This window comes from Symbiobacterium terraclitae, from assembly GCF_017874315.1.
GTDB lineage: Bacteria > Bacillota > Sulfobacillia > Symbiobacteriales > Symbiobacteriaceae > Symbiobacterium > Symbiobacterium terraclitae.
The window spans coordinates 117567-140757 of record NZ_JAGGLG010000007.1; the positions used below are offsets into that span (position 1 = coordinate 117567).

A 23191-nucleotide genomic window follows, 5' to 3' on the forward strand; every position below is an offset into this window, starting at 1 on the left:
ACGACCACAGTTTCGTCAGCGTCACGGGCCGGGACAGGCGCCGCAGCCCCGGCTGCGGTGTCGCCCTAAGGCGTATCACCGGCGGCCTCGGGCCCGTCCGTACCAGCGGCCGTAACTGCACCGGCCTGTCCGGTGCGTGCCGCGGCGCCGGTTCCGGGCCCCTCTGGGATCTCCACGACAACGCGCGTTCCCTCCCCCACCACGCTCTCAACGCGAATGCGCCCGCCGTGGGCCTCGACGATCTCCCTGGCGATGCTGAGCCCGAGGCCCGCTCCGCCCCGCTCCCGGCTCCGCGAGCGCTCCCGGCGGTAGAAGCGGTCGAAGATGCGGCCCAGCTCCTCCGGCGGGATCCCCGGGCCCCGGTCGGCCACAGTGACGGACATCCAGTCGCCCTGCCGCGCCGCGGAGAGGGTCACCGCCTCACCCGCGGGGCTGTGCGCGATCGCGTTGTGGACAAGGTTGTAGAATGCCCGCTCCAGCTTGAGGGGGTCGACCACCGCGGGAAGGGCGGCGGGGGCATCGAGGTGGATGGAGACCGCCCTCGCCTGGGCCAGCGGCGTGAGGCGCGCCCGCACCGAGCCCAGCAGGACGACCAGGTCGCTCTCACCGGGCGCCAGCGGCCGGCCGGCTTCCAGCTCCGAGAGCGTGAGCAGGTCCGCGGCCAGCTCGGCCAGGCGGTCCACCTCGCGCCCGATCTCCCGCAGGAACGCCTCCTGCTCCGGCCCGGGCGGAACGGCTCCGGAGAGGAGCGGCTCCACCAGGGCCTTCAGCCCGGCCAGCGGCGTGCGCAGCTCGTGCGCGGCGTCGGCCACGAACGCCTGCCGGCTGGCCTCCAGCCGGGAGAGGCGGTCGGCCATGCGGTTGAAGGCCTCGGCCAAACGGCCCAGCTCGTCCTGAGAGTCCACCGCCACCCGGCTGGTGAGATCACCCGCTTCCACCGCCCGGATGGCCGCGGTGAGCGCGGCCACCGGCCGGGTCAGCGACCTGGCCAACCACCACCCGGCGCCCGCCGCGACCAGCAGCGCCGCCAGGCTGACGGTGAGCAGCACTCGGCGGACGGGCGCCAGTTCGGCGAGTAGGGGCTCCACGCTGGTGGCCACCAGCACGGCCCCGAGCGCGCGCCCCCGGTCGTCGGGGATGGGGGCCGCCGCGTAGAGGGTGCGGCCCGCTCCGTCCACGCGCTCAAGGCGGGTGGCGTACGCCCCCTCCAGCGCCGCGCCCACCTCGGGGCGGGCCGCCAGGCTGGTGTTCAGCAGCGAGGGGTCGTAGAACGAGTCGCGCAGCACCACCCCCCGGGCGTCCAGGATGATCACCCGGGTGCCGGCGAGCCGGCCCATGTCCTGGGCGATGTACTCGAGGTAGTCGTGCCCCTTCAGCATGTACTGCCGGCTGGCCCCGGCGACGACGGTGGCCTGCTCGGACAGGGCGGCCCTGCGTTCCGACAGGGCCGTCCGCTCCAGGTACGTGAGCGAGAGCACGTCAACGGTGGCCAGCACCAGCAGCGTGACCAGCAGGTAGGAGAGCAGGAGCCGCAGGCTGAGGCTACGACCCAAGGCCGCCCCTCCCCTCCGGCGGATCTGCCAGGTAGTACCCCTTCCCCCAGCGTGTGAGGATCAGCGCCGGGCGGCCGGGGTCCTCCTCCAGCTTCTCCCGCAGGCGGCGGATGTGCACGTCCACCGTGCGGTCGTCGCCGGGGAAGTCGTAGCCCCACACCCGCTGAAGCAGCTCGTCCCGGCCGAAGACCCGGTTCGGGTGCTGCGCGAGGAAGGCCAGGAGGTCGTACTCCTTGGGCGCCAGAGGAACCGGCCTGCCGCCGCGGGTGACGGCCTGCCGGGCCAGATCCACCTCCACCGCCCCGAAACGGAGGCGCTCCGGCGCGGCGGGTACGGCAGCGCTGCGGCGCAGGACCGCCTTCATCCGGGCCAGCAGCTCCCGCACGTTGAAGGGTTTCGTGATGTAGTCGTCGGCCCCGATCTCCAGGCCGACGATCTTGTCGACGTCCTCACCCCGGGCGGTCAGCATGATCACCGGGGTGCCGCTGTGCTCCCGGATGCGCCGGCAGAGCTCCAGCCCGTCCACGCCGGGCAGCATGATGTCCAGGAGCACCAGGTCGGGAGCCTGCTCCCGGAAGGCGGCCCAGGCCGACTCGCCGTCGTGGGCGGCGCTGACGTCGTAGCCGGCCTGCCGCAGGCTCGCGGTGAGGCCCATGACGAACGGTTGCTCATCGTCCACCAGCAGCACCCGCACCGGCATGGCGCCGCACCTCCTTACTGCACGTAGAACGCGTACCCCCGCGGGATCTTCCGGGTTGCGCCGAGGCGCGCCGTCGCCAGGTCGAGCACCCGGTGGTCCAGGTGCCAGACGTTGCCTGCTCCCGTGTCCTCCCCGATGTAGGCGTAGCGCCCGTCGGGCGAGAAGCCCAGCAGCGTCGCGTCGTTGCCCGGCAGCAGGTGGGCCTTCTCCTTCAGCGTCGCCGCATCCACCAGGTAGATGCCGTGCCCCTCCTGCGTGCAGCTGCCCTCGCACACGAAGCTCCGGCCCCAGAGGATGAGGGTCCGGCCGTCGGGCGCGAGGGCGACCTCCCCGACGGGCAGGTCCAGCCGACGTACCACGCGCAGGCCGGCGGTGTCGATGACCGTCAGGCCCAGCGGCGAGCTGCGCCAGACGGCGGGACTGTGGAAGGGTCCCTCCACCTCGTCACGGAAGGCGGCCACGTAGAGCCGGTCGCCCCCGGGGCTGAGGGCGGCTGAGACCCAGGTGCCGGGCAGCGCCTTGGCGGCGGCGATGCGCACGAGGCCCAGCCGCTCCAGCCAGGATGCAGTCCGCAGCTCGGCCTGGCGCGCCAGACGGCCTCCGGCCAGGTCCACCACCGTCACCCGGTCGGGGCTACCGTCCACCACGTAGAGCAGGCTCCGCTCCACGTCCCAGGCCAGGCCCGGCCGGTCGTACCGGTACTCGCCCGCCGCGCTCGTCCGCTGCCCCGAGACCACGCCCGGCAGTGGGATCTCCGCCTCCACCTCTCCATCGGTCAGGCGGATGAGCAGCACCCGGGCATCGCCCTCGGCCATGTTCTCGTCCGTGACCGCCTGTCCGAATATGGCCACCCGCCCGTCGGCCAGCGGCTGAACCTCGAGGGGCATGAAGGTCTCCGGCAGCTTGCTGATCACGCCCATCGTGCCGTCCGTCCGGCCGAACCGGTGCAGCACATAGGGCCGCCACACGCCCTGGTCCGCCGAGGCGACCTCGATCCAGTAGAGCGTGGACCCGTCCGTGCTGAAGAAGAGGTGACCCGCCCAGTCGTTCGCGAGCGAGAGCGGGATCGTCTCGACTACCCAGTTTTCCACGTCGACGAAGTGGAGCGCGTCACCTTGCTCACCGCTGGACCTGCGGAAGAACGCGAGCGTCCGGCCGTCCGGGGTGAACGCATGCTCGGAGCCGTTGTAGAAGGGGATCGGGCTGAACCCGGGCAGGTCGGCCAGCGTCACCGGGTCGACGGGCCTGAGCGACATCCGAAAGCCGTCGGGCAAGGCCAACAGCAGCCGGGCGGGGCCGGGGGGGGCCGGGTCGGGGCTCACGCCGGCGGCACAGCCGGCCAAGAGCAGGGCCAGCAGGGCGGCCGTGGCGCGTCGCAGCATATGCATCACCCTCCTCCCCTTCATTATGACGAGCCCCGGTTACGTGGGCTTTATCGCCTTGTTACGAACCGTTAAACGATCGGGTTGGTGCAACTGAAAAGGAGGCCCCCTCGCCGGGGGGCCTCCTCTTGCCTCGCCAGGTGCCGAAGCCTGTCTCTGCCGGGCGCGAGCGCCCCGCCTCAGCAGGTGTCGGCCTCGTTCCTGGCCGGGCGCCGCAGACCTACTTCTTCACCAGCTCCAGCGGAACCGGGATGTACGCCTCGACCTGCCCGCCGTTCAGGAGCTTGACGGCGGCCTCCACGCCCAGGCGGCCGATGTCCTTCGGCTTCTGGGCCACGGTGGCGGCCATGCGGCCCTCCTGGACCGCCTTGACGGCGTCGTCGGTGGCATCGAAGCCGACGACCTTGATCTGACCGGCCTTGCCGGCGGCCTCGATGGCCTCGAGGGCGCCGAGGGCCATCTCGTCGTTGTGGGCGAAGACGGCCACGATGTCAGGGTTCGCCTGCAGGATGTTCTCCATGACGGTCAGGCCCTTGGCCCGGTCGAAGTCGGCCGGCTGCCTGGCGACGACCTCGATGCCCGAGACGCCGTCGACGGCCTCGTGGAAGCCCTGACCCCGGTCACGGGCGGCGGAGGCGCCGGGGATGCCCTCCAGCTCGGCCACCTTGCCCTGGCCGCCGATCAGCTCGACGATGAGCTCGCCGGCCATCCTGCCGCCCAGCACGTTGTCGGAGGCCACGTGGGCCGCGACCTCGCCGCCGTTGGCGCCGCGGTCGACGGTGATCACCGGGATGCCCGCCTTGTTGGCCGACTCAACGGCAGTCACGATGGCGTCAGAGTCGGTGGGGTTGATGAGCAGCGCGTCGACCTTCTGGGTGATCAGGTCCTCGATCTGGCTGATCTGCTTGGCCGGGTCGTCCTGCGCGTCCATGACGATCAGCTTCACGCCGGCGGCGTCAGCCGCAGCCAGGGCGCCGTCGCGCAGGTCGACGAAGAACGGGTTGTTCAGGGTGGAGACAGCGAGGCCCAGGGTCTTGACCTGTGTGGTCGGGGCGGGCTCGGAACCGGTACCGGTCGAGGGGCCGGGGCTCGGGGTCTTGCTGGAGCCGCCGGACGAGCAGGCGGCCAGCGCTGCGACGGTGAGCAGTGCAACCAGGAATCGCACGATCCGGTTCATATGACCATCCTCCTGTGCGTCGCTTTATGTGAGGGGCCCGGCCGTTACCTGCGCCGATCCATCAGCACAGCCAGCAGGATGACCGCGCCCTGTGCGACCTGTTGGTAGAACGAGGAGACGCCGAGCAGGTTGAGCCCGTTGTCGAGAATTCCGATGATGAGGGCGCCCACCGCCGTGCCCAGCACGCCGCCCTGGCCGCCGGCGAGGCTGGTGCCGCCCAGCACGACCGCGGCGATGGCGTCGAGCTCGAACGCGGCGCCGGCCGTGGGCTGCGCCGAGTTCAGGCGGCCGGTGAGGATCACGCCTGCGAGGGCGCTCGCCAGCCCGGTGAGCACGTAGGTGAGCGCGGTGACCCGGGCAGCCGGGATGCCGGCGAAGCGGGCCGCCTCCTCATTCGAGCCCACGGCGTAGATGAAGCGGCCGACCGGGGTGTGGGCGAGCATCAGGTAGACGAGGGCGAACACCGCCACCATGATGATGATCGGCGCCGGGACGGGCCCCAGGTACCCGGTGCCCGGCCAGCGGAGGGCGCCCGGCAGCCCGGTGATCGGGCGGCCGCCCGTGTAGACCAGGGTGAGGCCCCGGGCGATGGCCATCGTCGCGAGGGTGGCCACGAAGGGGGCGATCCGGCCGCGGGTGATCACGACGCCGTTGAAGAGGCCCAGCGCCGCGCCCAGGGCGAGGGCGGCCAGCAGGGCCAGCGGCCAGGGGGTGCCCCCGCTGGCCAGGCCGGCCAGCACCGCACTGGAGAGCGCCAGCACGGAGCCGACGGAGAGGTCGATGCCGCCCGTGAGGATCACCAGCGTCATGCCGCAGGCGATGATGGCGTTGATGGAGACCTGCCGGAGCAGGTTGAGAAGGTTGGAGACGGTGAGGAAATCCCTACTGAGCAGCGCGAGGGCAAGCCCCATGATGATCACGGCCAGGCCGGGGCCCATCTGCCGCACGCGGTCCTTGATCTGCACTCTAGCCTGCATGGCGCTTCCTCCCGGTGGCTGCCTGCATGATTCGCTCCTGGTCGAACTCCGCCCGGCCGAACTCGGCGGTGAGGCGCCCCTCGTGCATCACGAGGATGCGGTCGGAGAGGCCCATCACCTCGGGCAGCTCCGAGGAGACCAGGATGATCCCCATCCCCCGCTGTACCAGTTCGCCCATCAGCCGGTAGATCTCGGCCTTGGCGCCCACGTCGATGCCGCGCGTCGGCTCGTCGAGGATCAGGAGCCTGGGCGAGGTGGCCAGCCAGCGCCCGAGGATCACCTTCTGCTGGTTACCGCCGCTCAGGTTCGTCACCGACTGCTCCCGGTGCGGCGTGCGGATGCCGAGCTCCGAAACGTACGCATCCACCAGCTGCCGCTCGGCGCCCGCCTGGATCAGTCCCAGCCGGCAGAGGCTGCGCAGCCGGGCCAGGCTCAGGTTCTCGCGCACCGAACGGCCGGTGAGCAGCCCCTGGCGGCGCCGGTCCTCGGGCACCAGCACCAGCCCCCGGGCGATCGCTGCCGCGGCGTCCCCTGGGGGCAGAGGCCGGCCCTCCAGCAGCACCGCGCCGCCGGCCGGGCGGTCGATGCCGGCGACCGCCCGCATGAGCTCGGTGCGGCCGGCGCCCATCAGGCCCGCCAGGCCCACGATCTCGCCCCGGCGCACGCTGAACGAGACGGCCCCGCCTGCTCCCCGCAGGGTCAGGTCCCGCACCTCGAGCAGCGTCTCGCCCGGCGTAACGGCGACCTTGGGGAAGCGCTCGGTCAGCTGGCGGCCGACCATGTGAGCGATCAGCTCGTCGGGGCTCACCTGGTCGATGGTCCAGGAGCCGACCCGGTGGCCGTCACGCAGCACGGTCACCCGCCGGCAGAGGCTGAAGATCTCCTCCAGCCGGTGGGAGATGTAGACGATGGCCACGCCGGAGGCGGCAAGCGACCGCACGACGGCGAACAGCCGCTCCACCTCGGCCCCGGTGAGGGCCGCGGTAGGCTCGTCCATGATCAGCACCCGGGCGTCGAGCGAGAGGGCCCGCGCGATCTCGACCATCTGCCGGGCGCCCACGCCCAGGCCGCCGAGGGCGGCGCGCGGGTCGATCTCCGCGCCCAGCCGCTCCAAGGCCGCAGCGGCGCCCCGGTACATGGCCCGCCAGTCCACCCGGCGGAGGGGGCCGGTCACGGGCGGGCGGCCCAGGAAGATGTTCTCGGCCACCGAGAGGTGCAGCGCCTGGTTCAGCTCCTGGTGGATGAAGGCGATGCCCAGCTTCGTGGCCGCCGCGGGCGACTCGATGCGCACGGGCCGGCCGTCGATCCGGATCTCCCCGGCCTCGGGGTGGTAGAGGCCGCCCAGGATCTTCATCAGGGTCGACTTGCCCGCGCCGTTCTCCCCCAGGAGAGCGTGCACCTCGCCGGCCCGCAGTTCCAGGTCGACGCCCGAGAGCGCCTTCACCCCGGGGAAGCTGCGCACGATCCCCCGCATCTCAACCACGGGAGAGGCCGGCATCAGAACGTCACCCCCGCCCTGAGGATCACGTTGGCATAGGGGCTGCACTCGCCGGTGCGGACGAGGGCCACCGCCCGGCCGGAGATCTGCTTCAGCTCCTCGTGCGAGACCGTCTCCACGGGCACGCCGCCCAGGATCCGGTTCAGCCCCTCGGCCACCTCCGGATTCCTCTCGGCGGTCTCCCGGGCGACGATGGCCGCCTCGGCGTGCAGCTCGGTCAGGACGGTCTCCACCACGTCGAGGAAGGCGGGCATGCCGGGCCGGAGGGCGAGGTCGATCCGCCGCACCCCGTGAGGGCAGGGCAGCCCGTAGTCGCCGATGACAAGGAGGTCGGTGTGGCCCATGCCCGCCACGACCTCGGAAAGGGCCTGATTCAGGAGCGTCGTCTTCTTCATGCCCGCTGCCTCCCTCTCTCCAGAAGGGCCTTCAGCTCGCCCAGCGTGCCCATCGCCGGCTGCGCGCCGGCCCGGGTCACCGCGAGGGCCCCGGCCGCCATGCCCCAGCGCACGGCCTCCTCCAGCGCCATGCCCCGCTGGAGCGCCGCGGCCAGCCCGCCGGCGAAGGCGTCGCCTGCGGCCGTCGTGTCCACTACGGGTACCGCGAAGGCGTCGAACCAGGCGCCGGAACCGTCCCGATAGAGGTAGGCGCCCTCGCCGCCGCACTTGATCAGCACCTGCCTGAACCCCTGGGCCGCCAGGGCCCGGGCGGCCTCCTCGGCCCCGCGCCGCCCCTCCACCGGCACGCCGGTGAGCGTCGCAGCCTCGGTCTCGTTGGGCGTGACCAGCCAGGTGCACTCCCTGAGCCGCCGCGGCAGCGGCTCGGAAGGCGCAGGGGCCGGGTCGAGGATGACCGGCACGCCCGCGGCCGCGGCAATCTCGGCCGCCCGCTCGCAGGACTCCACGGGCACCTCCAGCTGCAGCAGGAGGACGGCGGCCGATGCGATAAGCTGCCGGTGGGCCTCCACCACCTCCGGCGCCACCTCGGCGTTGGCGCCGGGGACGACCACGATGCGGTTCTGCCCCGCCGCGTCGACGGTGATCACGGCCGTGCCGGTGCCCGCCGTCGCCGAGTGGGAGACCGCCTCCGTCACGACGCCGTCGGCCCGAAGGCTCTCCAGCAGCCGGTCGCCGAAGGCGTCCTGCCCCACCCGGCCGACCATCGCAACCGGTGCGCTGAGGCGCGCGGCGGCCACGGCCTGGTTGCCGCCCTTCCCGCCCGGGAACTGGTCGAGGCGGGGGGCGAAGACGGTCTCGCCGGCCGCCGGTGCGCGCTCCGGAGTCACCACCAGGTCCAGGTTCAAGCTCCCAACCACCACGACTGGCCTATGCAAGCGGCTCCCTCCTCCGGGTTGTCCCCCGCACGATGAGCTCAGGCTGGAACACGTGGCGCCGCCCGGGACCGGACACCTTCCCGGTGATCCGCTCCAGCAGCATCGCCATCGCCAGGCGGCCCATCTCCCGGGCCGGCTGGCGGACCGTGGTGAGGCCGGGCCGCACCACGGCGGACATCTGGATGTCGTCGAAGCCGACGACGGAGAGGTCGTCGGGGACGGAGAGCCCCGCCTCCTCCGCCGCCCGGATGACGCCGAGGGCGATCAGGTCGTTGCCGGCGAAGATCGCCGTCGGCCGGGGGTAGCGCCCCAGCAGAACCTGCCCGACCCGGTAGCCGGACTCGTAGGTGAAGTCGCCCCACACCACGGCCGCGGGGTCGTAGGCGATGCCCGCCTCCTCCAGCGCCTCCCGGTAGCCCTCGTGCCGGTCCTGCCCGGTGCGGGTGGACTGGTGGCCGGCAGCGTGGGCGATGCGCCGGTGGCCCAGCTCGATCAGGTGGCGGCAGGCGGCGAGAGCCCCCCAGCGGTTGTCCACCAGCACGGTGTCCACGTCGGCGTGCCCCAGCTGCCGGTCCATGACCACCATGGGGACGCCGTCGGCCAGCAGCCGGTCCACCAACTCCCGCCGCTCGGTCGTGCCCACGAAGATGATCCCGTCCACCCGGCGCTCGCGCAGCTTCTGCACGTCGTGCGCCTCGAGGGCGGGGTCATTGTCGGTGTTGCAGAGGAAGACGGTGTAGCCCGCCTCGCTGGCGGCGTCCTCCACCCCCCGCGTGATGAGCGGGAAGAACGGGTTCGTGATGTCCGGGATGACGAGGCCCACGGTGTCGCTCAGGTGGCGGACCAGCCCCCGGGCGAGCTGGCTGGGCACGTAGCCCAGCGCGGCGGCAGCCTCGAGCACCCGCTCGCGGGTCTCAGCCTTCACGTAGCCGGTTCCGTTCAGCACCCGCGAGACCGTGGCCACGCCCACGCCGGCCCGCTGTGCCACATCCCGAATGGTTACAGCCATGACACGTCTCCTTCAGGAAACGTTTCCACAATAGAGTATGAATATGTTACAAAGTCTCGAGATATGTGGTGTGGAACCGTTTCCACATTGGTGTTTCTCCACGACACACAAAACTCCTGCCAGGTCGGCAGGAGTTTCTCGCATCCATACTTTGGCACCACCACGGCCTAGACCATCTTGCTCGCCACCCGACGGACGCAGGGGGCCGGAGGTCCCTGTCCCCCCCTCTCCGCCCGGCTCTCCTTCCCGGAGACTCGTGCCACGCGTATGCGGGCGGGGACCGCTCGTCCCCGCCCGCTCCATGTACGGTCTCGGTTGTTCTCTAGTCGTCCCCCGCCGCGCTCAGCACGCGGGTGCGGGCGGCGATCAGCTCGTTCCACTCCGCCTCCGAGAGCGGCCGGTCGAAGGAGCGCAGCTGCGCCAGGCGGAAGCCCAGCTCCTCGGCCCACTGGCGGAGCTGCCGGATCGTCGGCAGGTTCAGGTCGGTGCCCAGCGACGTGTCCTCGTAGTGGTGCATCAGGCCCAGCATCATCGTCTCGGCCATGCAGGCGTAGGCGAGCCCCTGCTCGAAGCCGAAGTGCCAGCCCAGGTCAGGGCGGCCGGGCACCTCCACCACACCGCCGTCGATCACCAGCACGTCAGGGCGGGCCTCCTTCACGGCCCGCGACACATTGGGCGGGCGGGAGATGTCGCAGACGGCGGCCCCGAACTTGAGGTTCGCAGGCGTCACGATCTCCTCGGCGGTGGAGGTGGCGGTGACCACCAGGTCGGCCAGGGGCAGATCGGCGTCGATCTCGGTGGAGATCCGGAGCGCCCCCGCCTCCTCCAGGCGGAGAGCCAGCGCCTGCCAGGCCTCCGGCCCCGCCTCCGCATCCGGCAGCGGGCCCAGCTCCAGCAGCCGGTCGCCGATGGTGCCCGGGGCGAACCGGCGGCCTTCCCGCGCGAGGTCGGCCAGGTGGGCGACGGCGTCGCCCGCGACCTTGAGGAGCCGCTTCCGGCTGGCCTCCGGCCGGGCGGGGTTGCCGATGAGCACAACGCAGCCGACTTCCTCGGCGAGCAGGATCGCGGTGGCCCGGCCGATGGCGCCGGTTGCGCCGACCACGGCGATGGTCGCCTCGGGCAGCCGGGTCCCCAGTCGCTGCACCGCCAGGTAGATCGACTCGACGGCCGAGACCACGGTGTAGGAGTTGCCGGTGGTGAGAGCCACCCCCGGGTTCTTCAGGTGCAGCCCGCCGCGGGTGACGACCGATGTGTAGGCGCCGAGGCCCACCAGCCGGGCGCCGCGCGCCTTGGCGATCTCCACCGCGGCCCGCACCTCGGCGATGGCCTGGGCGTGGGGCATGTTCATCAGCTGGTCGGCGGTCCGCGGCACGACGATGAAGTCGACGAAGACCCTGCGGCCGTTCGCGGCGGTGATGTGGGCGGAGCCGGCCACGAAGGGCTCCAGCAGGTCGTTGAAGCGATCGGCCAGCTCGGCGATCTCCTCCGTGCTGAGCACCTTGAACGACTCGTCCATCTCGGGGTAGTTGCGCAGGTCCACCGGGTGGACGAGGAAGGCGACGCGGCCCTCGTCGGGGTCGCCGCTGGGCTCGGGCAGCGGCGCCGGAGCGGGGGCCGGCAGCGCCTGCGGCCGGGACTCGATCCCCAGCAGGTGGGAGACGAGCTCGGCGGTGTTCCCCTGGGCCAGCGGGATCAGCATGCGCTCGATGGCGTCGATGGCCTCCTGGCACTGCTCCCGGGTGGCGATGAGCGGCGGCTCGATGCGGATGACAGCGGAGCCGTTGAGCGTGGGGGCCACCCGGAGCCCGCAGACGTTCAGTAAGTACGAGGAGAGCACCGGCGACAGGTTCTCCTGCTCGGCCAGCACGCCGAGGAGGCAGGTGCGGCCGTAGGTGGTCCGGTCGACGCCGATCTCGATGCCCAGCATGAACCCCCGGCCCCGCACCCGCCGGAGCACGTGGGGGTACTTCTCCTGCAGCCGCTCGAGGCCGGCCTTCAGGAAGGCGCCGTTCTCCGCCACCTGGCGGACCAGCGCCCGGTCGTCGCGGGTGAGGAGCTCCAGCGAGCGGAGGCCCACCCGGGCCCCGAGGGTGTTGCCGGCAAACGTGGAGGAGTGCTTCATGGCGAATTCCTCGGTGTAGACCTCCTCCGTGCAGAGCATCGCCCCGATGGGGAAGAGGCCGCCGCCGAGGGCCTTGGCCAGGACCATCACGTCGGGCGTCACCCCCTCGGCCTCACAGGCGAAGAGGGAACCGGTCCGGCCCAGGCCGGTCTGGATCTCATCCAGCACGAAGAGGACGCCGTGCCGCCGGCAGAGCTCCTGCGCGGCCCGCAGGTAGCCGGGCGGCGGCACCACGATGCCGCCCTCGCCCTGGATCGGCTCGACGAAGAAGGCGGCGAACTCCGGGCCCCGCTCGCTGAGCAGCCGCTCCAGGGCCTCCAGGTCGCCGTAGGGCACCTTGGCGAAGCCCGGCACCGGGGCGCCGAAGGCCTTCTGGTACGACGTGCGGTTGGTGGCCGAGAGCGCGCCCAGCGTCTTGCCGTGGAAGGAGTTCTCGCATGCGATGATGCCCATGCGCCCCGTGGCGGCGCGCACGGCCTTGATGGCCGCCTCCACCGCCTCGGCCCCGGAGTTGGCGAAGGTGACGTAGCGCAGCCCGGCGGGCGCGATGGACACCAGCCGCTCTGCGAGTTCGCCCGCCGCCTGCAGGGCGGAGGGCTGGACGAAGGAGGGTTCCAGGCTCGCCTCCACCGCGCGGAGGGCCGCCCAGATCTCGGGAGGGTTGAAACCGAAGGGGAGGGCGCCGTATGCGGCCACGAAGTCCAGGTACCTGCGCCCGTCGGCGTCGTAGAGGTAGCAGCCTTCACCCCGGACGAATCGCTTGTCCATGTTGATGGCTTCAAGCAGCCGTCCCAGGTGAGGATTTACGTGTTCGGTGAACAGGTGCACGGAGACCCTCCTAGTTCGCGCGTGTTGTCAATCGCTGGTTGCAGTGCCGTGCCCGGCGGTCGACGTCAGTCGCTGGCGGCGCTGCCGCTCCGGGCTGCCGCGAAGTGCTCGACACGGGGCGCAAAGCCGATGCGGTCCAGCCAGTGCTCGTAGTCGGCGGGGCTCATCTCCTCGGGCTTCCGCCCCGCGGCGGCCACGATCAGCCCCTCCATGAGGTTGGTGCCGAAGGAGCGGCCGCCCAGGTTCGGGGTGGTGGTCACCAGCGTGGCCACGCCGGCCTGCCTCATCCACTCGATGTCCGCCGGGGTGACCGTGTTGGTCAGGATGGTCTTCCCCGGCAGCCGGTCCGGGGCGTGGCGCCGGATGTAGAGCCAGTCGCCGGCGATCACGTCCGCCCACTGGTAGTACTCGGTGAACTTCGGCTCGCGGCTCTCCTGCTTCGCCCCCGTCGGGTAGAGCCAGGTGAAGGGCAGCTGGGTGATGATGGGCAGGAGCAGCCGGGCCAGGATGTGGATGGTGCGGAACCGGCGGATGGGAATCGGGATCCCGAGCGCGAACATCAGGTCGCCGAAGACGATGTCTGCGCCGACGCTGTCCAGGGCCTCCGCCATGCCGAACCGGTCCACGGCGGCGGTCATGAGCACCCGCTTGCCCCTGAGGGGCATCAGGTTCTCGTTGACCCAGTGCACCGTGCGGCGCTCCAAAGTGTTCTTGAGGCCGGAGCCATCCACGATGGGCGAACGGGTGGCCGCAGCCGCGATGCGACGGGCATCCCGGAAGGCGTAGCGCCGGCCGCTGGCGTGCACGTAAAGGTCGATGCCGCCCATGCCGAAGGCGTCCACCTTGCCGTCCAGCTCTTTGATGAGGGCGATTGCCTTCTCGATCGAACCGTTGGTTCCGATGCGCTCCACCGTCACCTCCTCGCCGAGGATGGTGACGGTTGCCGTGGAGTTCCGCTTGGACGACCCCAGGCTGACACTCACAATGCGCTTCACGGAAGTTGCCTCCTCACGCTCAGCCCTGCAGGCTGCGGATCAGGCTGCGAACCCGGTCGGGATCGACGTAGACGTCCTCTGACATGGGTGACCGCCCGATCTCGATGCCGATCACATGGGGACCAACCAGCGCCTCCACCATCTTCAGCCGCTGGTCAGAGCCGATGAAGATGACGGCGTCGCACTCCCGCGCCCTGGCGATCAGGCGCATGACCTGGTTGAGCACCTCGATGCCGTTCTGGCTCCGGGCGAAGTCCAGACGCTCCTGGTCCGACATCAGAAGGATGAAATCGACCCCTTCCGCCTGCGCCATCTGCGTCAGCTCGGGGCCGTTCTTCACCGGAAAGCCGACCAGGGCGATCTTCTTGCCCTTGCGCATCTCGCCCACCGACTCCAGCCTGGAGATCAGGGTGCGGTCGACGTCAAGGATCTCGGCCACCTCCTGCTGCGAGTGGCCCTGCGCCCGAAGCTCGAGCATGCGGTCCACCATCCGGTAGATGCGCTCGGGGTTGATTACCTTGTCGCCGATGCGGACGAGCTGCACGCGCCGATCACCCCCGTTTGTGCACAAGATTGTGCTACGGACCTATTGTACAGTTTTGTGCACAGCCCGGCAAGACATACCATCCTCCGAATAGCGGGAAGGGATGTAAGGGAAGGTTAGCGAATAAGCAGAATGGCGCCAATCAATTTGCACCCGGCCGATCGTTCGGCCGGAGACGAAAGGACGGATCTGCAATGGTCGGTGTGATGTGGCCGAAGTGGGTGGCCTGGCTGCTCGCCATCGCCATCCTGCTCAATCTGTTGATCAGCCTGGTCGTCTGGGCTCGGGTGAACAGCCTGTCCGGCCTGCTCGGCGGCAAGTCGGCGTACCGCAACCGCGCGGAGCTGGAGGAGGCTTTCCGCTCCGGTGCGGTGAGCCGGGAAGAGTACGAGCGTCTGAAGGCGCGGCTCTCGTAGGTCTGATGCTGATAGACCCCTCTTCCGCCCGCCGGCGGGGGAGGGGTCTTACTCGTCATGGGGTGAGTCCGTCAACGCCCTGACGGCTTGGCGGTCCGCGGGCACTGGTCCGTTCCCGCCGCCCCGTGTTCGAAGAGCGACGAGCCGGTGGCGCGGACCCGTGAGCCACGCCCGATTCGGGGGTGGCTCCGCCAGGCCGAGCATGATCGGCCTTTAGCAACCCTTAATCAGCGGCTAACCAAACCAACACGAGTTCACAACAGTCGGCTGGTAGCATTCAAGCAGAGCCATACGGCTACGCGCTGGCAGCACACAGAAAAGGGGATTGTCCATGAAGCGAACGCTGATCATGACGGGGGCAGCTCTGGCCCTCCTCGCCGTGGTGACGGCCTGCGGCGGCCGGCAACAGTCGCTGGATGGCGGCGTCGCGCCGGACGGCGGGGGCGCCCGGCAGCAGCAGACGGACAACGCCACGCCAGGGGCTGGCGGCACCCAGCAGAAGCTCTCGGGCACGATCACCATCGACGGCTCCTCCACCGTGGGTCCCATCTCCATCGCCGTGGCCGAGGAGTTCCGCAAGCTGCACCCCGACGTGGAGGTGCCGGTGGGCATCTCCGGCTCCTCGGCCGGACTGGCCAGGTTCGTGAAGGGCGAGATCGACATCGCCGACTCATCCCGGCCCATCAAGGAATCCGAGATCGCCGAGGCCCGGCAGAACGGCGTGGAGCCCGTCGAGTTGCCGGTGGCCTACGACGGCCTTTCGGTGGTGGTGAGCAGCGAGAACGAGTTCCTCACCTGCATCTCCATCGACCAGCTGAACAAGATCTGGGCGCCGGACTCCACCGTGACCCGCTGGAGCGAGGTCGACCCCGCCTGGCCGGACGAGGAGATCAGGCTGTACGGCCCGGGCACCGCCTCCGGCACCTTCGAATACTTCACGGAGGTGGTGAACGGCAAGGCAAGGGCCTCCCGCGCAGACTACACCGCCTCCGAGGATGACAACATCCTGGTGCAGGGCGTGGCGGGCAACCGGAACTCCCTCGGCTACTTCGGGTACGCCTACTACGTGGAGAACCGGGACCGGCTGAAGGTACTGGCCGTCGACGCCGGTGAGGGCTGCGTGGCCCCCAGCGACGAGACCATCGCCGACGGCACCTACCCCCTCGCCCGGGAGATCTTCATCTACCCCTCCCGGCAGGCGCTGGCCCGGCCCGAGGTAAAGGCCTTCCTCACCTTCTACCTGGAGAACGCCGCTGAGCTGGCCCGGCAGGTGGGCTACACGCCGCTTCCGGCCGCGCGGTACCAGGAGGGTCTGGCAAAGCTGAGGTGAGCCGGCGTCGGAAACCGAGTCGGTCCCCTCGTCCCGTCTGCGGCTCACACCATCCGGGGGGTGACGCGATGTCTGCAACGGCTGCAGGAAGCCGCCCGGCGGCGGAGGGTCATCTCACCGCGGACCGTCGCCGGACTCCCACGGCGGTGCGGGAACGGCTGCTGGCCGCCCTCCTGCTGCCCGCCGGGCTGGTTTCGCTCATCACGACGGTGGGAATCGTCGTCTCCCTCGTCACCGAGACCAGCCGCTTCTTCGCCCTCGTCTCCATCCGGGAGTTCCTGACCGGTACCCGCTGGACTCCCACCTTTGAGCCGGCCCGCTTCGGCATCCTGCCGCTGCTCTCAGGCACCTTCCTGATCACGGCCGGGTCGGCGCTGGTGGCGGTGCCCATGGGCCTGGCCTGCGCGCTCTACCTGAGCGAGTACGCCCCCGACCGCGTGCGCCGGGTACTCAAGCCCGTGCTGGAGCTCCTGGCCGGCGTGCCCACGGTGGTCTACGGCTTCTTCGCCCTCACCGCCGTGACGCCGCTGCTGAGGCGTGCGATCCCCGACCTCGACGTGTTCAACGCCCTCTCGGCCATCATCGCGGTGGGCATCATGATCCTGCCCATGGTCGCCTCCATGGCCGAGGACGCCATGCTCGCCGTACCCCGCTCGCTGCGGGAGGCGGCCTTCGCGCTGGGCGCCACCCGGCTGGAGGTCGCGCTGCGCGTCGTGCTGCCCGCCTCCGTGTCGGGCGTGGTCTCGGCCGTGATCCTGGCCGTCTCACGGGCGGCCGGAGAGACCATGATCGTCGCCATGGCCGCCGGCGCCACGCCGAAGCTGACCCTCAACCCGCTGGAGTCCATCCAGACCATGACCGGCTTCATCGCCCAGGTCGCCCAGGGCGACCTGGAGGTGGATTCGGCCGCGTACACGTCCATGTACGCCGTCGGCATGGCGCTGTTCCTCATCACCCTGGCGATGAACCTGCTGGCCGGAGCCGTCCGCCGCCGGTACCGGGAGCGTGAGCAGCCATGAACACCACTCGCGTTGCCCGGCGCGTCCGATACTCTTCGGCCCCCGGCGCCGCCCGCCGCCGGCGGAGGCGCTGGCTGGACGCCGCCGCACACGCCCTCTTCCTCCTCGCGGCCGCGGCAGCCGCCGCCGTCCTGGCCCTCCTGCTCCGGGACCTGCTCCAGACCGGCCTGCCGCGCCTCAGCTGGGCCTTCCTCAGCAGCTACGGGTCCCGCTTCGCCGACCGGGCGGGAATCCTGGCGCCACTGGTGGGCTCGGTCTACGTGGTCCTCCTTGCCGCGGCCTTCGCCCTGCCAGTCGGCGTGGCCACCGCGATCTTCCTGGAGTTCTACGCCGGGGATCCGGCGAGCCCGACCTGGCTCCGGCAGCTCAACCGCATCCTGCAGCTGAGCATCGCCAACCTCGCCGGCGTCCCGTCCATCGTCTACGGGCTCTTCGGACTGGCCTTCTTCGTGCGCGGGCTGGCCCTGGGCCGCTCGGTTCTGGCCGCCGCCCTCACCCTGGCCCTGCTGGTGCTGCCAGTGGTGATCGTGAGCGCCCGGGAGGCGCTGCGGGCCGTGCCGCCCTCGCTGGCGCACGCGGCCTACGCGCTGGGCGCCAGCCGCGGCCAGGCCGTGTTCACCGTCGTCCTCCCCGCCGCCCTGGGCGGCATCATGACCGGCTCCATCCTCTCCCTCTCGCGGGCCCTGGGTGAGTCTGCCCCGCTCATCGCCGTGGGCGCCTGGGTCTACGTCGCCCGCCTGCCCGTCAGCCCCCTGGACAGCTTCACGGTGCTGCCCGTGCAGATCTACCACTGGGCCTCCATGCCGCAGCGGGCCTTCCAGGAGGCCGCCGCGGCAGGCATCCTCGTGCTGCTGCTGGTGCTGCTGGGGATGAACGGCGCCGCGATCTGGCTTCGCAACAAGTTCCAGAGGAAAGCGGAGTGGTAACGATGGCCGTGCTGCTCTCCGAAGGCTTCGCCGTGCGGAACCTCGATCTCCACTACGGCACGCAGCAGGTTCTGCACCAGGTTTCACTGCAGATTCCCGACCGGGCGGTAACGGCGGTCATCGGCCCCTCCGGTTGCGGCAAGTCGAGCCTCCTGCGCTGCCTGAACCGGATGAACGACCTGGTGCCCGGCGCCCGCGTGGCCGGGGAGGTCCGATACCGCGGCGAGGACCTGTACGGCGTGGGCGCCGACCCGATGGCCGTCCGCCACCGCATCGGCATGATCTTCCAGAAGCCGAATCCCTTCCCCAAGTCCGTCTACGACAACGTCGCGTTCGGCCCCCGCGTCAACGGGTACGAGGGGGATCTCGACGAGATCGTGGAGACCGCCCTCCGGCGGGCGGCCCTGTGGGACGAGGTGAAGGACCGGCTGCGGAAGCCGGCCCCCGCCCTCTCCGGGGGCCAGCAGCAGCGGCTCTGCATCGCCCGGGCACTGGCAGTGAACCCCGAGGTGTTGTTGATGGACGAGCCGACCTCTGCCCTGGACCCCATCGCTACGGGCAAGATCGAGGAGCTGATGACCGACCTGAAGCGGACGGTCACCATCGTGCTGGTGACCCACAGTCTTCGGCAGGCCGCCCGCGTGGCCGACCGGACCGCCTTCATGCTCGACGGCCGCCTGGTGGAAATGGATCGGACGGAGCGAATTTTCTCCGCCCCGTCCGACAGGCGCACGGAAGAGTATATCACCGGGCGATTCGGGTAGCAGGCCGGCGGCTCGCCCGCTCGGCGACCGGGTCCACCGGCCGGCCGAGAACGGTGACCGCATCGGCCCGGGCAGTGCTGTTCGCCGCCGGGAAGCTGCCGTCCGGGCCGCCCGTGATCAGGGTCACGGATTACCGCCTGGTCGGGCAGAGAAGCTACTCGCCCGTGTAGTAGAACGCGTCGTCGGGCAGCCCGCCGCCGATGATCTCGGGCGAGAGCTCGGCGAGCTTGGTGAAGAAAAACTCGATCTCCTCCCGGGCCTCGGCCGCCGGCACGAAGTCAAACGGGGTGCGGCCGAGGGAGCTCTCGATCACCTGGGCCTTGAGGCCGTTCAGGTACGGCTCGCCGATCGCGGCGGCCTCGGCGGGGTTGGCCTTGATCCACTGCACCGACTCCCTGAGGCCCTCCTGGATGGCGGCGATCACCTCGGGATGCTCATCGATCAGCTCGGTCACGGCGATGGTGCCGATCTGCGGGATCACCGGCTCGCGGCCCGTCACCCGGCCCCACTCCTGCCGGAGCTCGAACAGTTCCCGCACCGGCACGCCGTTCTGCTTGCCCTGGATGATGGCCGCGCTGGCCACGGGCTCGGGCAGCACCGCCGCGTCGGCCTTGCCGGCCATCAGCATCTGCAGCGCCTCGGGGGCCGCTGAGACGTAGGCGAGGCTCATGTCATCCTCGGTGAGGCCGGCCTCCCGTGCGACGATCTGGAAGATCAGGTCCGGCGAGTCGCCCTTGAAGGGGATGTAGACCGTCTTCCCGCGCAAGTCTTCCCAGCCGTTGATGTCAGGGTCGGCGGTCAGCACCGAGAGGTGCCCCCACACGGTCACGTTGAGCAGCTTCACCGGCAGGCCCTTCTGGTACAGGTTGGCGGCGACGTAGGTGGGCACCGCGGCCACCTGCACCTGGCCCTTCACCATGTCGGCCCGCAGCTGGTCCAGCGTGGCGAAGGCCTGGAAGCTGACCTCCGAGACCTGGCTGGTCAGCCGCTCCTGCGCGGCCAGGTGGGCCAGCAAGATCGACGGGGGCGCGGCGGGCGCCTGCATCTGGAGCGACGCCAGGGGCTCGACCGCCTCAGACAGCTCGTCGGCCGGCTCCGAGGCGCCAGGCTGCTGGCCGCCGGAGTCCGGGTTGCCTGGCTCCTGGGTGCCCTGTTGGGCGGTTGGGGCGGTGGACGGCCCGGGCTGCGCGGGCGCCGACGGGCGGGCGCAGCCGAAGAGGAGGCCGGCGGCGAGCAGGCAGGCGATCAGCCTGGGAATGGCAGACACACGGCGACGCATGGGGATCCCTCCTAGTCGGGGTAAGCTGCGGAGACTTGCGGCCAGATGGCGGCAACGGTCCGGTGGACGTAAGCATCGGCGTCGGTGCCGGGCGTGCGGCCCAGCGCCACCCGGGCGATCACGCGGCCCGGCGCCGGCGAGAGGGCGATCAGCTCATCGCCCATGCGCACGGCCTCGGTGAGGTCGTGGGTGACGAAGAGGGCGGCCAGGCGGCGCTCAGCCAGCAGGTCCAGCAGCAGCCGCTGCATGCCGGCCCGCAGGCCCGGGTCCAGCGCGCCGAAGGGCTCGTCCAGCAGCAGCAGGTCAGGCTCGGTGGCCAGCGCCCGCCCCAGCGCGACCCGCTGGCGCATGCCGCCGCTCAGCTCGTGGGGAAACATGTCGGCCGCGCCGGTGAGGCCCAGCCGCTCGATGAGCGCCTCCGCCGCACGGCGCTGCGCCGCCGGCGGCGCGCCCTGGGCCTTCAGGCCGAAGGCGATATTCTGCCACGCCGTCCGCCACGGCAGGAGGCGCGGCTCCTGGAAGACGTAGGCCGGTCGGCGGAAGCGGTTCTCCACCCGCCCCCGCGTCGGTGCGATCAGCCCGGCCGCGATCTGGAGCAGGGTGGTCTTGCCGCAGCCGGACTGCCCCACGATGGCGATGATCCGCCCCGGCTCCAGGAGGAGGTCTACGCCGTCCAGGGCGCGCACGCTGCCGTAATCGTGGCCGACCCCGGTCATGGTCAGCATCAGCCCCCACCCCCTTCCTGGCTCCGGCGCCAGGGCTCCAGGCGCCGCTTCAGCGGCCGGAGCAGCAGGTTCTCCATGGCCAGCAGCAGGAGCACCACCACCGCGATCCAGGCGAACATCCCGGCGACGTTCAGGTTGACCCGTGCCGCGCCCAGCCCTGCGCCCATCCCACTCTTGCTGCCGGCCATCAGCTCGGCCAGCAGGGCGACCTTCCAGGCGAGGCCGAGGCCGGAGATCAGCGCCGGAAAGAGGTAGGAGAGCAGGTGGGGCAGGTAGATCTCGGTGACCAGCAGGCGCCGGGGGGCGCGGAAGACCGCGGCCATCTCGATCAGGCTGCGGTCGACGGCCCGGGTCCCCTCCAGCGCCGCGGCGAAGATGATCGGCAGCACGGCGACGGCGATGGTGAAGACCGGCGCCGAGCGGTTGGCGTCGAACCAGAGCAGCGCGACGATGATGAGCGCCACCGGGGGCACACCCTGGACCGCCGTGACCACTGGCGCCAGTGCCTGCCGCAGCCTCGGCAGCAGCCCCGCGAGGAGCCCGGCGGTCCCGCCCAGCAGGACGGCGATGCCGAAGCCGGCCAGCGTGCGGCCGGTGGTGATCGCCACCGCCCTGAAGAGCGCTCCCTCCCGGGCCAGGCGCACGAGCTCGCCGGCGACCGCAAGCGGGGTCGGCACCGCCCACAGCGGGTACTGCAGGGCAACCGCGTGCCAGAGCGCCAGGCTGAGCCCCAGCCCGAGCAGGCCCAGGGCGGGGCCTTCCATCCTCCTCACCCCGCGGTCACCTCCCCGCGACGCAAGTTCCCAGATTCACATGCCCTCATGCAGATTGTAACTCTTCACAGAACCGTTCTCCAGCGCCTTTCCAAAATCGAGCCCTTCGGCCACCGCACGTGGCGCCAACGTCTATCCGTAACTAAGGCGGCCATCCGAGGCCGGCTGGTGCCTCACACCGCCAGCTCCTGCCACCGGCCCCGGATGAACCGCACCCAGAAGAGCGAAAGCCGCACGACCCAGTCCACACCTGCGGCGATCCAGGCGCCAAGCAGCCCCCACCCGAAGAAGTCGATCATGACGAAGGCCAGGCTCAGGCGCACGCCCCAGCTGCCGAGCAGGGTGATCAGCGCCGGCACGCGGGTGTCTCCGGCACCCTGGAGCGCGCCGTTGAGCACCAGCGTGAGCCCCATGGGGATGTCGGCCAGCGCGGCCACGCGCAGCGCGATGATCCCCAGGTCGATCACCGCGGCATCGGTCGTGAAGAAACGCATGTAGAGCCCGGGCGCCAGCATGAAGCTCGCGGCGACGGCCAGCGTGAAGAGCCCGCCCAGCCTGAGGCCCTCGAGGATGGCGAGCCTGGCCCGCTCGGGCTCGCGCGCGCCCAGGGACTGGCCCACCAGTGTGGCGCAGCTCGAGCCCATGCCGAAGGCGACGAGCCAGATCAGGTCCTCGCAGACGTAGGCGATCTGCTGGGTGGCGATCGCCACGGTGCCGAGCCGGTTGATGATGATGGCGTAAACGACCCAGGAGAGCGAGCCCGCCGAGCGCTCCACCGCGGACGGGCCGGCCACCCGCAGGATGCGCCCGGCCAGGCTGGGCACAAACTGCCGGAAGGTCTCCCAGCGCAGCGAGACCGGGTCGCGGCGGAGGGCCAGCACCGCCAGGAGCCCGAGCGCACCGGCCAGGCGGGCGACGGAGGTAGCCCACGCCGCGCCGGCCACACCCAGGGCGGGGAAGCCGAGGTTGCCGAAGATGAGCAGCCAGTCGAGCCCGACGTTCAGCGCATTGACGCCGAGGGAAAGGAGCATGGGAATCCGGGTCTCGCCCACGGCGCGGAGCGCGGCGGACATGGTGATGAACCAGTACTGCCCGATGAGCCCGGGCACCAGGATCTTCAGGTAGAGCACGGCGTGGGGGTGCACGTCGGGCGGCGCACCCATGACGGTGACGATGGCGGACGCACCGAAGTGGAGCGCCACCCCGAGCAGCACGGCGAGGGAGACGCCCAGCCACGACGCGGTGCCCGTGGCGCGGCGGACGTCCCGCTCCTCCCGGGCGCCGGTGAGGCGGGCGATGAGCGCGACGATGCCGGCGCCCAGCGCGCCTGCGAGCCCGAAGGTGAACCAGAGCGGCTGCATGATGACGCCCACGGCGGCCACGGCGTACGCACCGATGCGGCCGACGAAGGCCATGTCGACCATCTGCGTCACCAGGCTGAGCAGCTGCTCCAGTGCCGTCGGCCAGGCCAGGTGGATCAGATCGCGGCGAACCTGCTGGCGCACGTGCGTCCTCTCCCTCTCTCGTCGTCTGCCTCGTCGCGCGGCCGCCCTCCCCGTCGGGCAGGCGCCGCGCATAGAGAATGACCACCGCGCGCACGGTGGTCGTTCATGAACATCCCGCTTCGGAAAGCGCTCCTCTTGCGCTCCGGCGCCGATAACATAACACGCCGCTCCGGGCGTGTCAAGGCGAAGGGCCCCGGGAGCCGCCGCGCGGCGGCCCCGGGGCCTCGCACCTTCAGGGCGTTACGGGTTGTTCCGGACCTGCTCGGCGCTCACCGAGAACGAGACCGAGGTGGCGCTCAGCCCCTGGAACTCGTTGGGCGTGTCGAGCGGCAGGCTCAC

At 71.0% G+C, this 23191-nt stretch carries 22 protein-coding genes; 5 read left to right on the plus strand and 17 right to left on the minus strand.

Annotated elements, in window-relative coordinates:
- Positions 1–65 precede the first annotated feature (65 nt).
- The 12 genes from J2Z79_RS06070 to J2Z79_RS06125 form a co-directional block, all read right to left on the minus strand.
- Positions 66–1379, minus strand: coding sequence for a sensor histidine kinase (locus J2Z79_RS06070; RefSeq protein ID WP_425353534.1), 1314 nt, complete (start codon positions 1377–1379; stop codon positions 66–68).
- Between the two features lie 163 nt (positions 1380–1542).
- Positions 1543–2253 carry a response regulator transcription factor gene (locus J2Z79_RS06075; protein WP_209465979.1) on the minus strand — a complete coding sequence of 237 codons (711 nt, stop codon included), beginning with the start codon at positions 2251–2253 and terminating at the stop codon, positions 1543–1545.
- Positions 2254–2267: 14 nt separating this feature from the next.
- Entirely contained in the window at positions 2268–3635 is a 1368-nt protein-coding gene (locus J2Z79_RS06080) for a beta-propeller fold lactonase family protein (RefSeq protein WP_209465980.1), read from the minus strand.
- Between the two features lie 220 nt (positions 3636–3855).
- On the minus strand, positions 3856–4812 hold the full coding sequence (rbsB, locus tag J2Z79_RS06085; protein ID WP_209465981.1) for a ribose ABC transporter substrate-binding protein RbsB: 957 nt from the start codon (positions 4810–4812) through the stop codon (positions 3856–3858).
- A 44-nt stretch (positions 4813–4856) separates the two neighbouring features.
- Positions 4857–5789, minus strand: coding sequence for an ABC transporter permease (locus tag J2Z79_RS06090; RefSeq protein WP_209465982.1), 933 nt, complete (start codon positions 5787–5789; stop codon positions 4857–4859).
- Positions 5779–7287 (minus strand): sugar ABC transporter ATP-binding protein, encoded by a 1509-nt coding sequence (locus J2Z79_RS06095; protein WP_245302276.1) that lies wholly within the window; start codon positions 7285–7287, stop codon positions 5779–5781. Before J2Z79_RS06095 ends, J2Z79_RS06090 begins: the two co-directional genes overlap by 11 nt.
- Positions 7287–7682, minus strand: a complete 396-nt coding sequence (gene rbsD / locus J2Z79_RS06100) for a D-ribose pyranase (protein WP_209465983.1) — start codon at positions 7680–7682, stop codon at positions 7287–7289. Before rbsD ends, J2Z79_RS06095 begins: the two co-directional genes overlap by 1 nt.
- A complete protein-coding gene (gene rbsK / locus J2Z79_RS06105) occupies positions 7679–8617 on the minus strand; it encodes a ribokinase (RefSeq protein WP_209465984.1) in 939 nt (312 codons plus the stop codon). Before rbsK ends, rbsD begins: the two co-directional genes overlap by 4 nt.
- Positions 8610–9626, minus strand: a complete 1017-nt coding sequence (locus J2Z79_RS06110) for a LacI family DNA-binding transcriptional regulator (RefSeq protein ID WP_209465985.1) — start codon at positions 9624–9626, stop codon at positions 8610–8612. The genes rbsK and J2Z79_RS06110 overlap by 8 nt, the downstream gene beginning before the upstream one ends.
- A gap of 322 nt (positions 9627–9948) precedes the next feature.
- The gene (locus J2Z79_RS06115) at positions 9949–12576 is read right to left on the minus strand and encodes an aminotransferase class III-fold pyridoxal phosphate-dependent enzyme (protein ID WP_209465986.1); all 2628 of its coding nucleotides are present in this window, start codon (positions 12574–12576) and stop codon (positions 9949–9951) included.
- A gap of 65 nt (positions 12577–12641) precedes the next feature.
- On the minus strand, positions 12642–13571 hold the full coding sequence (locus J2Z79_RS06120) for a quinate 5-dehydrogenase (RefSeq protein WP_209465987.1): 930 nt from the start codon (positions 13569–13571) through the stop codon (positions 12642–12644).
- Positions 13572–13590: 19 nt separating this feature from the next.
- Positions 13591–14115, minus strand: coding sequence for a transcriptional regulator (locus tag J2Z79_RS06125; RefSeq protein ID WP_209465988.1), 525 nt, complete (start codon positions 14113–14115; stop codon positions 13591–13593).
- Between the two features lie 194 nt (positions 14116–14309).
- On the opposite strand from J2Z79_RS06125, the gene J2Z79_RS06130 reads away from it, so the two are divergent.
- The 5 genes from J2Z79_RS06130 to pstB all read left to right on the plus strand — a co-directional run bounded on the left by J2Z79_RS06130 (position 14310) and on the right by pstB (position 18570).
- Positions 14310–14531 (plus strand): SHOCT domain-containing protein, encoded by a 222-nt coding sequence (locus tag J2Z79_RS06130; RefSeq protein ID WP_209465989.1) that lies wholly within the window; start codon positions 14310–14312, stop codon positions 14529–14531.
- A 331-nt stretch (positions 14532–14862) separates the two neighbouring features.
- Positions 14863–15861: a PstS family phosphate ABC transporter substrate-binding protein gene (locus J2Z79_RS06135; RefSeq protein WP_245302278.1), complete on the plus strand. Its 999-nt coding sequence runs from the start codon at positions 14863–14865 to the stop codon at positions 15859–15861.
- Positions 15862–15929: 68 nt separating this feature from the next.
- Positions 15930–16880, plus strand: coding sequence for a phosphate ABC transporter permease subunit PstC (gene pstC, locus J2Z79_RS06140; protein ID WP_209465990.1), 951 nt, complete (start codon positions 15930–15932; stop codon positions 16878–16880).
- Complete coding sequence (gene pstA / locus J2Z79_RS06145; protein WP_245302280.1) at positions 16877–17806, plus strand: phosphate ABC transporter permease PstA; 930 nt, start codon at positions 16877–16879, stop codon at positions 17804–17806. The genes pstC and pstA overlap by 4 nt, the downstream gene beginning before the upstream one ends.
- 2 nt (positions 17807–17808) lie before the next feature.
- A complete protein-coding gene (gene pstB, locus J2Z79_RS06150; protein WP_209465991.1) occupies positions 17809–18570 on the plus strand; it encodes a phosphate ABC transporter ATP-binding protein PstB in 762 nt (253 codons plus the stop codon).
- On the opposite strand, the gene J2Z79_RS06155 is transcribed toward pstB, so the two are convergent.
- The 5 genes from J2Z79_RS06155 to J2Z79_RS06175 all read right to left on the minus strand — a co-directional run bounded on the left by J2Z79_RS06155 (position 18551) and on the right by J2Z79_RS06175 (position 22852).
- Positions 18551–18697 carry a hypothetical protein gene (locus J2Z79_RS06155; RefSeq protein ID WP_209465992.1) on the minus strand — a complete coding sequence of 49 codons (147 nt, stop codon included), beginning with the start codon at positions 18695–18697 and terminating at the stop codon, positions 18551–18553. The genes pstB and J2Z79_RS06155 overlap by 20 nt on opposite strands.
- A 27-nt stretch (positions 18698–18724) precedes the next feature.
- Complete coding sequence (locus tag J2Z79_RS06160) at positions 18725–19849, minus strand: ABC transporter substrate-binding protein (protein ID WP_209465993.1); 1125 nt, start codon at positions 19847–19849, stop codon at positions 18725–18727.
- Between the two features lie 11 nt (positions 19850–19860).
- A complete protein-coding gene (locus tag J2Z79_RS06165; RefSeq protein WP_209465994.1) occupies positions 19861–20574 on the minus strand; it encodes an ABC transporter ATP-binding protein in 714 nt (237 codons plus the stop codon).
- Entirely contained in the window at positions 20574–21338 is a 765-nt protein-coding gene (locus tag J2Z79_RS06170) for an ABC transporter permease (protein WP_245302337.1), read from the minus strand. The genes J2Z79_RS06165 and J2Z79_RS06170 overlap by 1 nt, the downstream gene beginning before the upstream one ends.
- Positions 21339–21520: 182 nt before the next feature.
- Positions 21521–22852: an MATE family efflux transporter gene (locus J2Z79_RS06175; protein ID WP_209465996.1), complete on the minus strand. Its 1332-nt coding sequence runs from the start codon at positions 22850–22852 to the stop codon at positions 21521–21523.
- Positions 22853–23191 lie beyond the last annotated feature (339 nt).

Excerpts from the sequence above, each read along its gene's own strand:
- J2Z79_RS06110 (WP_209465985.1), bottom strand. The coding sequence starts at position 9,626 with ATGGCTGTAACCATTCGGGATGTGGCACAGCGGGCCGGCGTGGGCGTG.
- J2Z79_RS06095 (WP_245302276.1), bottom strand. The coding sequence starts at position 7,287 with ATGCCGGCCTCTCCCGTGGTTGAGATGCGGGGGATCGTGCGCAGCTTC.
- rbsB (WP_209465981.1), bottom strand. The coding sequence starts at position 4,812 with ATGAACCGGATCGTGCGATTCCTGGTTGCACTGCTCACCGTCGCAGCG.
- rbsD (WP_209465983.1), bottom strand. The coding sequence starts at position 7,682 with ATGAAGAAGACGACGCTCCTGAATCAGGCCCTTTCCGAGGTCGTGGCG.
- J2Z79_RS06080 (WP_209465980.1), bottom strand. The coding sequence starts at position 3,635 with ATGCTGCGACGCGCCACGGCCGCCCTGCTGGCCCTGCTCTTGGCCGGC.
- pstA (WP_245302280.1), top strand. The coding sequence starts at position 16,877 with ATGAACACCACTCGCGTTGCCCGGCGCGTCCGATACTCTTCGGCCCCC.
- J2Z79_RS06170 (WP_245302337.1), bottom strand. The coding sequence starts at position 21,338 with ATGGAAGGCCCCGCCCTGGGCCTGCTCGGGCTGGGGCTCAGCCTGGCG.
- J2Z79_RS06130 (WP_209465989.1), top strand. The coding sequence starts at position 14,310 with ATGGTCGGTGTGATGTGGCCGAAGTGGGTGGCCTGGCTGCTCGCCATC.
- J2Z79_RS06165 (WP_209465994.1), bottom strand. The coding sequence starts at position 20,574 with ATGCTGACCATGACCGGGGTCGGCCACGATTACGGCAGCGTGCGCGCC.
- pstC (WP_209465990.1), top strand. The coding sequence starts at position 15,930 with ATGTCTGCAACGGCTGCAGGAAGCCGCCCGGCGGCGGAGGGTCATCTC.
- J2Z79_RS06075 (WP_209465979.1), bottom strand. The coding sequence starts at position 2,253 with ATGCCGGTGCGGGTGCTGCTGGTGGACGATGAGCAACCGTTCGTCATG.
- J2Z79_RS06070 (WP_425353534.1), bottom strand. The coding sequence starts at position 1,379 with ATGCTGAAGGGGCACGACTACCTCGAGTACATCGCCCAGGACATGGGC.
- J2Z79_RS06160 (WP_209465993.1), bottom strand. The coding sequence starts at position 19,849 with ATGCGTCGCCGTGTGTCTGCCATTCCCAGGCTGATCGCCTGCCTGCTC.
- J2Z79_RS06090 (WP_209465982.1), bottom strand. The coding sequence starts at position 5,789 with ATGCAGGCTAGAGTGCAGATCAAGGACCGCGTGCGGCAGATGGGCCCC.
- J2Z79_RS06135 (WP_245302278.1), top strand. The coding sequence starts at position 14,863 with ATGAAGCGAACGCTGATCATGACGGGGGCAGCTCTGGCCCTCCTCGCC.
- pstB (WP_209465991.1), top strand. The coding sequence starts at position 17,809 with ATGGCCGTGCTGCTCTCCGAAGGCTTCGCCGTGCGGAACCTCGATCTC.